Source organism: Staphylococcus sp. EG-SA-2, assembly GCF_017152085.1.
This window is the reverse complement of record NZ_JACYHC010001204.1, coordinates 1-9,821: the sequence shown is the minus strand read 5'-3', so window position 1 is coordinate 9,821 and position 9,821 is coordinate 1. Positions and strand designations below refer to the sequence as shown.

At 28.2% G+C, this 9,821-nt stretch carries 7 protein-coding genes, 8 tRNA genes and 3 pseudogenes; 15 read left to right on the top strand and 3 right to left on the bottom strand.

Annotation, left to right across the window (positions count from 1 at the left end):
• The 15 genes and pseudogenes from IDG60_RS19675 to seg form a co-directional block, all read left to right on the top strand.
• Positions 1 to 107, top strand: a pseudogene (locus tag IDG60_RS19675) (serine hydrolase family protein); the annotation flags it as partial.
• A 400-nt stretch (positions 108 to 507) separates the two neighbouring features.
• Positions 508 to 581, top strand: a tRNA-Met gene (locus IDG60_RS19670).
• Positions 582 to 602: 21 nt separating this feature from the next.
• A tRNA-Asp gene (locus IDG60_RS19665) sits at positions 603 to 678 on the top strand.
• Between the two features lie 16 nt (positions 679 to 694).
• Positions 695 to 767 (top strand) — tRNA-Phe (locus IDG60_RS19660).
• Between the two features lie 13 nt (positions 768 to 780).
• A tRNA-His gene (locus IDG60_RS19655) sits at positions 781 to 856 on the top strand.
• A 15-nt stretch (positions 857 to 871) separates the two neighbouring features.
• Positions 872 to 945, top strand: a tRNA-Gly gene (locus IDG60_RS19650).
• 14 nt (positions 946 to 959) lie between these two features.
• Positions 960 to 1,034, top strand: a tRNA-Asn gene (locus IDG60_RS19645).
• 1 nt (position 1,035) lies between these two features.
• A tRNA-Glu gene (locus tag IDG60_RS19640) sits at positions 1,036 to 1,107 on the top strand.
• Positions 1,108 to 1,161: 54 nt separating this feature from the next.
• Positions 1,162 to 1,250 (top strand) — tRNA-Ser (locus IDG60_RS19635).
• A gap of 213 nt (positions 1,251 to 1,463) precedes the next feature.
• Positions 1,464 to 2,246 carry a staphylococcal enterotoxin type O gene (seo, locus tag IDG60_RS19630; protein ID WP_010922839.1) on the top strand — a complete coding sequence of 261 codons (783 nt, stop codon included), beginning with the start codon at positions 1,464 to 1,466 and terminating at the stop codon, positions 2,244 to 2,246.
• A gap of 280 nt (positions 2,247 to 2,526) precedes the next feature.
• Positions 2,527 to 3,246, top strand: coding sequence for a staphylococcal enterotoxin type M (sem, locus tag IDG60_RS19625; protein WP_000821658.1), 720 nt, complete (start codon positions 2,527 to 2,529; stop codon positions 3,244 to 3,246).
• 34 nt (positions 3,247 to 3,280) lie between these two features.
• Positions 3,281 to 4,009 carry a staphylococcal enterotoxin type I gene (gene sei, locus IDG60_RS19620; protein ID WP_000713847.1) on the top strand — a complete coding sequence of 243 codons (729 nt, stop codon included), beginning with the start codon at positions 3,281 to 3,283 and terminating at the stop codon, positions 4,007 to 4,009.
• Between the two features lie 153 nt (positions 4,010 to 4,162).
• A pseudogene (gene seu, locus IDG60_RS19615) lies at positions 4,163 to 4,934 on the top strand (staphylococcal enterotoxin type U).
• Positions 4,935 to 4,972: 38 nt separating this feature from the next.
• Entirely contained in the window at positions 4,973 to 5,728 is a 756-nt protein-coding gene (gene sen / locus IDG60_RS19610) for a staphylococcal enterotoxin type N (protein WP_001236362.1), read from the top strand.
• Between the two features lie 282 nt (positions 5,729 to 6,010).
• Positions 6,011 to 6,787 carry a staphylococcal enterotoxin type G gene (gene seg / locus IDG60_RS19605; RefSeq protein WP_000736712.1) on the top strand — a complete coding sequence of 259 codons (777 nt, stop codon included), beginning with the start codon at positions 6,011 to 6,013 and terminating at the stop codon, positions 6,785 to 6,787.
• A gap of 551 nt (positions 6,788 to 7,338) precedes the next feature.
• Here the strand turns inward: seg and IDG60_RS19600 are convergent.
• From IDG60_RS19600 to IDG60_RS19590, 3 genes and pseudogenes are all read right to left on the bottom strand, one after another.
• The gene (locus tag IDG60_RS19600) at positions 7,339 to 8,115 is read right to left on the bottom strand and encodes a DUF1828 domain-containing protein (RefSeq protein ID WP_000848318.1); all 777 of its coding nucleotides are present in this window, start codon (positions 8,113 to 8,115) and stop codon (positions 7,339 to 7,341) included.
• Positions 8,116 to 8,135: 20 nt separating this feature from the next.
• Complete coding sequence (locus tag IDG60_RS19595) at positions 8,136 to 8,402, bottom strand: DUF6978 family protein (RefSeq protein ID WP_020978245.1); 267 nt, start codon at positions 8,400 to 8,402, stop codon at positions 8,136 to 8,138.
• Between the two features lie 47 nt (positions 8,403 to 8,449).
• Positions 8,450 to 8,943: pseudogene (locus tag IDG60_RS19590) on the bottom strand (hypothetical protein).
• Between the last annotated feature and the right edge of the window lie 878 nt (positions 8,944 to 9,821).

Below are 9,821 nucleotides of genomic sequence, written 5' to 3'. Positions count from 1 at the left end.
AGGGGAACTTGCGAATCGTGGAAGATGGAGGGCACTTCTTAGAAGAGGATGGCTTCGAAACATTTACAGCGTTGCAAGATCGGATGCAAGATTACATGACACGATAGGTAATGTTTGGTTGCTATGTATTGTGTTATGTGTGTCAGTACGAAGCATAGCACTTTAGTGAAAAAGATTATAATTATATTTTAATAGTTTAGAGGTGTAGGCATTATAAAATTTATGATTCCTACATCTTTTTCAATAGTTCATGAGTAATTATGACAACTATTAGACACTTATATTATAAAAGGGAAGAAGAAGCGTTTTTTTACACAAAAAACTTTCAAAATGTCGTTGACGTACACTACAAAAATGAATATACTAATATTTGTGTTCAACAGAGAACATGTTGCTACGATATTTAAGTAATTATTTAAGAAATAATATTTAAATTAAATTAAAAAAGTTCTTGACTTTAGGTTTTTAAATATGGTATATTAATTAGGTAATTCAAAATAATATTAGCGCGGGATGGAGCAGTTCGGTAGCTCGTCGGGCTCATAACCCGAAGGTCGGTGGTTCAAATCCGCCTCCCGCAATACATAGTTTTTAATTTAATAGGTCTCGTAGTGTAGCGGTTAACACGCCTGCCTGTCACGCAGGAGATCGCGGGTTCGATTCCCGTCGAGACCGCCATTATTATTACCATTACGGTTCAGTAGCTCAGTTGGTAGAGCAATGGATTGAAGCTCCATGTGTCGGCAGTTCGACTCTGTCCTGAACCATTCTTAATTCATGGCGGTTGTGGTGAAGTGGTTAACACATCGGATTGTGGTTCCGACATTCGAGGGTTCGATCCCCTTCAGCCGCCCCATAATCGTTTACATTAGCGGGTGTAGTTTAATGGCAAAACCTCAGCCTTCCAAGCTGATGTTGTGGGTTCGATTCCCATCACCCGCTCCATTATTTTCTATTATTCCACAGTAGCTCAGTGGTAGAGCTATCGGCTGTTAACCGATCGGTCGTAGGTTCGAGTCCTACCTGTGGAGCCATGGCTCCTTGGTCAAGCGGTTAAGACACCGCCCTTTCACGGCGGTAACACGGGTTCGAGTCCCGTAGGAGTCATACAAACAGAAGTGAAATATCGCTTCTGTTTTTTTATTACATATTTATTATTGAGGAGAGTTGTCCGAGTTGGCCGAAGGAGCACGCCTGGAAAGTGTGTAGGCGCCACAAGCGTCTCGAGGGTTCGAATCCCTCACTCTCCGTTATAGCGCTTAAAATGGTTTTACCCATTTTAAGCGCTATTTTTAAGGTTTTTTGTCTATTATCTGAGTCACTTAATTTAAAATTTGTTTGTTCAATAGTAAGTAGGATTGTTAAGTTTAAAATCGTAATCTAATAATATTAGTGAATATTTAAAGATTAAAAACAGAATTTTTCAGTTTATTAAGAAAAAAATTTTGTGAAGGAGGGATATTATTAAAAATAGTAAAGTAATGTTAAATGTATTATTATTAATTTTAAATTTAATTGCAATATGTAGTGTAAACAATGCATATGCAAATGAAGAAGATCCTAAAATAGAGAGTTTGTGTAAGAAGTCAAGTGTAGACCCTATTGCTTTACATAATATTAATGATGATTATATAAATAATCGATTTACGACAGTAAAATCAATTGTATCAACTACAGAAAAATTCTTAGACTTCGATTTATTATTTAAAAGTATTAATTGGTTAGATGGAATATCTGCTGAATTTAAAGATTTAAAAGTGGAATTTAGCTCATCAGCGATTTCTAAAGAATTTCTAGGAAAGACTGTTGATATTTATGGTGTTTACTATAAAGCACATTGTCATGGTGAGCATCAAGTGGATACTGCCTGTACATATGGTGGGGTAACACCTCATGAAAATAATAAATTAAGCGAGCCTAAAAATATAGGAGTAGCTGTGTATAAGGATAATGTAAATGTTAATACATTTATCGTTACTACAGATAAAAAGAAAGTTACTGCACAAGAACTTGATATTAAAGTAAGAACAAAATTAAATAATGCATATAAATTGTATGACAGAATGACTAGTGATGTACAAAAAGGTTATATTAAATTTCATTCTCATTCGGAGCATAAAGAATCATTTTATTATGATTTATTTTATATTAAAGGAAATTTACCAGATCAATATTTGCAAATTTATAATGATAATAAAACAATAGATTCATCAGACTATCATATTGATGTTTATTTATTTACATAACAATCTGAAAGTTGATGGATATCAACTTACAATCCTATAAAGAACTATAGATATTAACATATTTTTACAAAGTAGCTTAGTAAATGATGAAGAACGAATAGTGATTCAAATCTAACTTTATTACTATAAAAAGCTTTCTATTTTAGTATAGATAACAAAACCAGATTAACGAGTAATAATATATAAGTGGGATAGAATCATGATGATTTAAGAAGAATTGGTTATTTTTACAATAAAAGATAATAAAGATAGAGAAGTTTAAATATAGGAGAAATAAAATATGAAAAGAATACTTATCATTGTTGTTTTATTGTTTTGCTATTCGCAAAATCATATCGCAACCGCTGATGTCGGAGTTTTGAATCTTAGGAACTATTATGGTAGCTATCCAATTGAAGACCACCAAAGTATTAATCCTGAAAATAATCATCTTTCGCATCAATTAGTTTTTTCTATGGATAATTCGACAGTAACAGCTGAATTTAAGAACGTTGATGATGTAAAGAAATTCAAAAATCATGCTGTAGATGTATATGGTCTAAGTTATAGTGGATATTGTTTGAAAAACAAATATATATACGGTGGAGTTACATTAGCAGGTGATTATTTAGAGAAATCTAGACGTATTCCTATTAATCTTTGGGTTAATGGAGAACATCAAACTATATCTACTGACAAAGTATCAACTAATAAAAAGTTAGTAACAGCTCAAGAAATTGATACTAAATTAAGAAGATATCTACAAGAAGAATATAATATTTATGGCTTTAATGATACAAATAAAGGAAGAAATTATGGTAATAAGTCAAAATTTAGTTCTGGATTTAATGCAGGAAAAATATTATTTCATTTGAATGATGGTTCATCATTTTCTTATGACTTATTTGATACTGGAACAGGACAAGCTGAAAGTTTCTTAAAAATATATAATGACAACAAAACTGTCGAAACTGAAAAATTCCATTTAGATGTAGAAATATCTTATAAGGACGAAAGTTGAAGTATTTCAATCATAACTTAGTAAAGGAAATGCCATGAAAAAATTTAAATATAGTTTTATATTAGTTTTTATATTACTTTTTAACATTAAAGATCTTACGTATGCTCAAGGTGATATTGGTGTAGGTAACTTAAGAAATTTCTATACAAAACATGATTATATAGATTTAAAAGGCGTCACAGATAAAAACCTACCTATTGCAAATCAACTCGAATTTTCAACAGGTACCAATGATTTGATCTCAGAATCTAATAATTGGGACGAAATAAGTAAATTTAAAGGAAAGAAACTGGATATTTTTGGCATTGATTATAATGGTCCTTGTAAATCTAAATACATGTATGGAGGGGCCACTTTATCAGGACAATACTTAAATTCTGCTAGAAAAATCCCTATTAATCTTTGGGTTAATGGCAAACATAAAACAATTTCTACTGACAAAATAGCAACTAATAAAAAACTAGTAACAGCTCAAGAAATTGATGTTAAATTAAGAAGATATCTTCAAGAAGAATACAATATATATGGTCATAATAACACTGGTAAAGGCAAAGAATATGGATATAAATCTAAATTTTATTCAGGTTTTAATAATGGGAAAGTTTTATTTCATTTAAATAATGAAAAATCATTTTCATATGATTTGTTTTATACAGGAGATGGACTGCCTGTAAGTTTTTTGAAAATTTATGAAGATAATAAAATAATAGAATCTGAAAAATTTCATCTTGATGTCGAAATATCATATGTAGATAGTAACTAATGATAATTAGTTTTAACACTAAAATGCGAATTTATACGAAATTAATATATGTATTAACTATTTAAATTTTAAATTCTCTAGGGCTAATGTGTACGTTAAATATTCCCTGTAATACATCAAATTTATAAAAAATTAAAATATGGAGTTGTTGTAATGAAGTTATTTGCCTTTATCTTCATATGTGTTAAGTCTTGCAGCTTACTATTTATGTTAAATGGCAATCCTAAACCAGAACAATTGAATAAAGCGAGTGAATTCACTGGTCTAATGGATAATATGAGGTATTTGTATGATGATAAACACGTATCAGAAACAAACATTAAATCCCAAGAAAAGTTTTTACAACATGATTTATTATTTAAAATAAATGGTTCTAAAATTTTAAAAACAGAATTTAATAATAAAAGCCTTTCGGATAAATATAAAAATAAAAACGTAGATTTGTTTGGGACAAACTATTATAATCAATGCTATTTTTCATTGGATAATATGGAATTAAATGATGGTAGATTAATTGAAAAAAACGTGTATGTATGGCGGTGTGACCGAGCATGATGGAAATCAAATAGATAAAAATAATTCAACTGATAACTCTCATAATATCTTAATTAAAGTTTATGAAAACGAGAGAAATTCATTATCTTTTGATATACCTACTAATAAGAAAAACATAACAGCACAAGAAATAGATTATAAAGTTAGAAACTATTTACTTAAGCATAAAAATTTATATGAATTTAACAGTTCGCCTTATGAGACTGGCTATATAAAGTTTATCGAAGGAAGTGGTCATTCTTTTTGGTATGATTTGATGCCTGAATCTGGTAAAAAATTTTATCCGACTAAATATTTACTAATTTATAATGATAATAAAACAGTTGAGAGTAAATCTATTAATGTAGAAGTTCATTTAACCAAAAAATAATTGAGGGAGAGAATATTATAAAAAATATTAAAAAGCTTATGAGATTGTTCTACATAGCTGCAATTATAATAACTTTATTATGTCTTATTAATAATAATTATGTTAATGCTGAAGTAGACAAAAAAGATTTAAAGAAAAAATCTGATCTAGATAGTAGTAAGTTATTTAATTTAACAAGCTATTATACTGATATAACGTGGCAATTAGACGAGTCAAATAAAATTAGTACAGATCAACTACTGAATAATACTATAATATTAAAAAATATTGATATATCCGTACTTAAAACTTCTAGTTTGAAAGTTGAGTTTAACTCATCAGATTTAGCAAATCAATTTAAAGGAAAAAATATAGATATTTATGGACTGTATTTTGGAAATAAATGTGTAGGCTTAACTGAAGAAAAAACATCATGCTTATACGGAGGAGTTACGATACATGATGGAAATCAATTAGATGAAGAGAAAGTTATAGGCGTTAATGTATTTAAAGATGGTGTCCAACAAGAAGGTTTTGTTATAAAAACCAAAAAGGCTAAAGTAACAGTACAAGAATTAGACACTAAAGTTCGATTTAAATTAGAAAATTTATATAAAATATACAATAAAGATACCGGTAACATACAAAAAGGATGCATTTTCTTTCATTCTCATAATCATCAAGATCAATCATTTTATTATGATTTATATAACGTAAAAGGTTCAGTGGGAGCAGAGTTTTTTCAATTTTATAGTGATAATAGAACAGTTAGCTCATCTAATTATCATATTGATGTATTTTTATATAAAGATTAAGTGATTGATGATTATCAACTGAATCATGAAATTAAACCATTTTATGAGAGGAAAATGATTTGAATTGTAGTAAAATTTGAAATTTATATATTATCTTGAATACGGATTCAAAATTATTTGTTGTAATTAGTAATAATGATAAATAGAATTTTAATTTATTCTGCTAGTGAATTTTTAGTTTTAAAACAATGCTATCGACACACTACAACCTGAACTATCTATAAGCGTGAATTTATAATAAGGTTCATTGTCAAATAGACTGAATAAGTTAGAGGAGGTTTTATGAAGAAATTATCTACTGTAATTATTATTTTGATTCTAGAAATAGTTTTTCATAATATGAATTATGTGAATGCTCAACCCGATCCTAAATTAGACGAACTAAATAAAGTAAGTGATTATAAAAATAATAAGGGAACTATGGGTAATGTAATGAATCTTTATACGTCTCCACCTGTTGAAGGAAGAGGAGTTATTAATTCTAGACAGTTTTTATCTCATGATTTAATTTTTCCAATTGAGTATAAGAGTTATAATGAGGTTAAAACTGAATTAGAAAATACAGAATTAGCTAACAATTATAAAGATAAAAAAGTAGACATTTTTGGCGTTCCATATTTTTATACATGTATAATACCTAAATCTGAACCGGATATAAACCAAAATTTTGGAGGTTGTTGTATGTATGGTGGTCTTACATTTAATAGTTCAGAAAATGAAAGAGATAAATTAATTACTGTACAGGTAACAATCGACAATAGACAATCACTTGGATTTACAATAACTACAAATAAGAATATGGTTACTATTCAGGAACTAGATTACAAAGCAAGACACTGGCTCACTAAAGAAAAAAAGCTATACGAGTTTGATGGTTCTGCATTTGAATCTGGATATATAAAATTTACTGAAAAGAACAATACAAGTTTTTGGTTTGACTTATTTCCTAAAAAAGAACTAGTACCTTTTGTTCCATATAAGTTTTTAAATATTTACGGAGATAATAAAGTTGTTGATTCTAAGAGTATTAAAATGGAAGTATTTCTTAATACTCACTGATAAGTATATTTGATATCACTATACAATCATAAAGTGCGTTTTTCGAACTTTTGTTCTAAGTGTTTTATAGATTCATGTAAATAGTTAGTTTATTGCCGGTTAAATTATTTAATTTTTCTAAATGATTTATTCTAAATATATTTTATGTCAATAGCGGTTTAAAAATGCTGTTTTATGGCGGTTTGAAAATGACGTGCTTTTAAATGTATTTTTACTTTTATAATCTTTTAGTCGACATGATTCTCCAGTGGAAATGATAATTTAATAACGTACATTTATGATTGTTTAAGAATGTACAATTTTTTAACACTCTAGAGGTAAATCTATCTAGGTAATCCGAATTCTCCGTTAATTTAACGGAAATACAATGAATTGTTAGTTTTCTTAAAAGAGCAAGTGTCAAATACGTATCAAGAAAAAGTTTTTCTGACTCGTTGACCTTGTTCTTTCTTGTTCTAAAATAAAACGTGCAAATAAAAAAGTTATCTGCTTTTCTATTTGCACGATATGGTTTGGAAATTAAAGAATATAAATAAGGGACTACTGCTAATTTATGAGGTTAAAGTTTCAATGATTTTTGATTTATTAGACCATTTTAATATCTCAAGGTTTTCATGTTCTGCTACAGTTTGTGCTCTTTCATTTATCGGATGATCTACATCATTTACAATTATCAACATGATAGGTTCTAATTTGTTTCTGGATGGTCTGTTTGGTTTGATATCACGGTAAATATAAGCTTCATTAGTTATTTTGTTGAAATCTAAGTTGTTTGTAAAGTTAACTAGTTTTTCTGGTTGTGATTTTGTTTCAGAAACAATATAATCAATAGAATATTTTAAACCTGATTCTCCAGAAACAGAAACTTGTGCTAAACCTCTTATTTTTTGGTCATATAAGAATTCAAATACTTCTTCATAGAATATGTTTGTAACGTTAGATTTAGTAGTTAAAGTAAGGTCATAAATTTTCAATATGCCTTGAATTAAATTATGTTTAGACTGAGCAAAACTCTCATTTTTAACATCCGCTGTAATTTCTTTATCAACTAATTTTAAATTAAATTGATTTAAAATATTCTGTATAAGTTTAGTTCTCGTTTTTGTGTTTATATCAATACCCAACATTTCTAATTCATTAATCGTCAATCCGTCATCTGATAGACAAATTTCATTATTAGGTAGTGTATCAGCATATATTCTAATAAAATCATTCAAATGGTTCTTAAAGGGAGTAGTAATTTCTGTAGAACTATCTAATTCTTTGAAGATATAATTTTGCTTTAACCAGTTGAAATATTCGTTCATTCTTTCTTCGATAGTCTTCACTAAGTATCCCTCCATTTCTTTTACAGTAATCTTGGTTCTTTTATAACATTATCGTGTTTTATATTAGTATACTTCATAAAGAAGTCTAATGATTCTATAATTTCATCTGTTAATTCTAAATCTTCAATATCTTTTAATGGGATCGCAATACCACCATTATTATATTCTTCAGTATATATGTGTATATGTGGCGTAGGTATTCTTTCATTATTTGGTGGATTTGCATGATCACTACCATTAACATCGAACCTAATCATATTAGAAATATAATTATTACTTCTTAGCAAAAAAATAATAAGGGTAGGGGGGCTACCCGAAATTATTTAGTTTGATTTTATTCATATCTTTCTGGTTCGAGACCCATTTCTCTTAAAATTTGGTCGCTATTTTCTTGTGCTCTTTGAGCTTCTTCAGGTGTATAAAAATGCTTATACTCTCTTTTATATATCGGGTCTGTTTCTCCCTCTACATATTCTTCTCTAATAGGGTTATTTGTAGTTGTGTGTGATTGTCCATTATAAATTTCTGTAACTGTATTCCCGTTTTCTATAACTGTGTAATTATTTTTATTGCTTTGTTGTTGATTGTTATGATTACTATTATTATTTAAGACTGGTTGTTTATTATTGACATTTTGAACTTGCTCATTATTGTTTTTATTTATATCTTGATTCTTCTTTTCGTTCTTTGGTTTATCATTATTTTTCGTAGCTTCTTTTTTTACTTCTGATTTTTTTCGTCTTCCTTTTTCTTATTTTCATTGTTAGCATTCCCACATGCGACTAAAATCATTGTACTAGCTAGTAATAGACTGAGTAATCTCCTCATGCTGTTATCTCCTTTTATTTATATGTGAATCGATAGTTTTAAAATTAAACAATATCTAAATTCTTAGATTTGACTACCTAAGTGTATACGATTCATTCATACAATTATAAAATAATTGAAACTTTAGTACAATGCATTAATTTTATACGTTAAAAAGTTAAATTTATTAGTATAAAGATATCATTCATTCTCCGCTAATTTAATGGAAATAGCGTGAAATATTCAGATTCTTAAAAGAGCAAGTGTCATATACGTATCAAGAAAAAGATTTTCTGACTCGTTAACCTTGCTCTTTTTTGTTCTAAAATAAAACGTTCAAATTAAAAAATTATCTGCTTTTATTTGTTCGATAAGATTTAAAGATTGAAGAATATGAACAGGGGACTATGTTAGTTTACTATAATGTTGACATTTTTAATTTTGAACTCTACATTTTGTTGAGAGTATCTGGTTATATTTGCAAAATGGTATGAACATATATCATCACTTATTAAGTTGTCTTAATGATTGAATGACCCAGTATTTATTCAGTTCGAGAAGATTGAGAGTGTTAAATCGTATTCGCGTATAATTTCGATTCTAGTCATACCATTTTCATAAAGTTTAGCCATTTGTAATTTGAAATCCTTAATATATGTTCTTCTGACTCTTGTCAAAATAAAATCGCCTATCCACATAGTTTAACAATAATTATTCTCAAATAATTTGTTTAACTATGTGTAGACGATTCTGCATTATCTATAAGACTATTCAATTTGCTATCTTAAGCTGTTTCGAAATTTTCAAATTCGTTTCATTTAATATAAACATTGATATTATCACGTCTATAAATATTAAATCAATAAACCTATCTTTTCATCTAATTCGCTATAATCTAT

Bases quoted from the DNA above. Each gene is read 5' to 3' on its own strand.
- sen (WP_001236362.1), top strand. From the start codon at position 4,973: ATGAGATTGTTCTACATAGCTGCAATTATAATAACTTTATTATGTCTT.
- sei (WP_000713847.1), top strand. From the start codon at position 3,281: ATGAAAAAATTTAAATATAGTTTTATATTAGTTTTTATATTACTTTTT.
- seg (WP_000736712.1), top strand. From the start codon at position 6,011: ATGAAGAAATTATCTACTGTAATTATTATTTTGATTCTAGAAATAGTT.
- sem (WP_000821658.1), top strand. From the start codon at position 2,527: ATGAAAAGAATACTTATCATTGTTGTTTTATTGTTTTGCTATTCGCAA.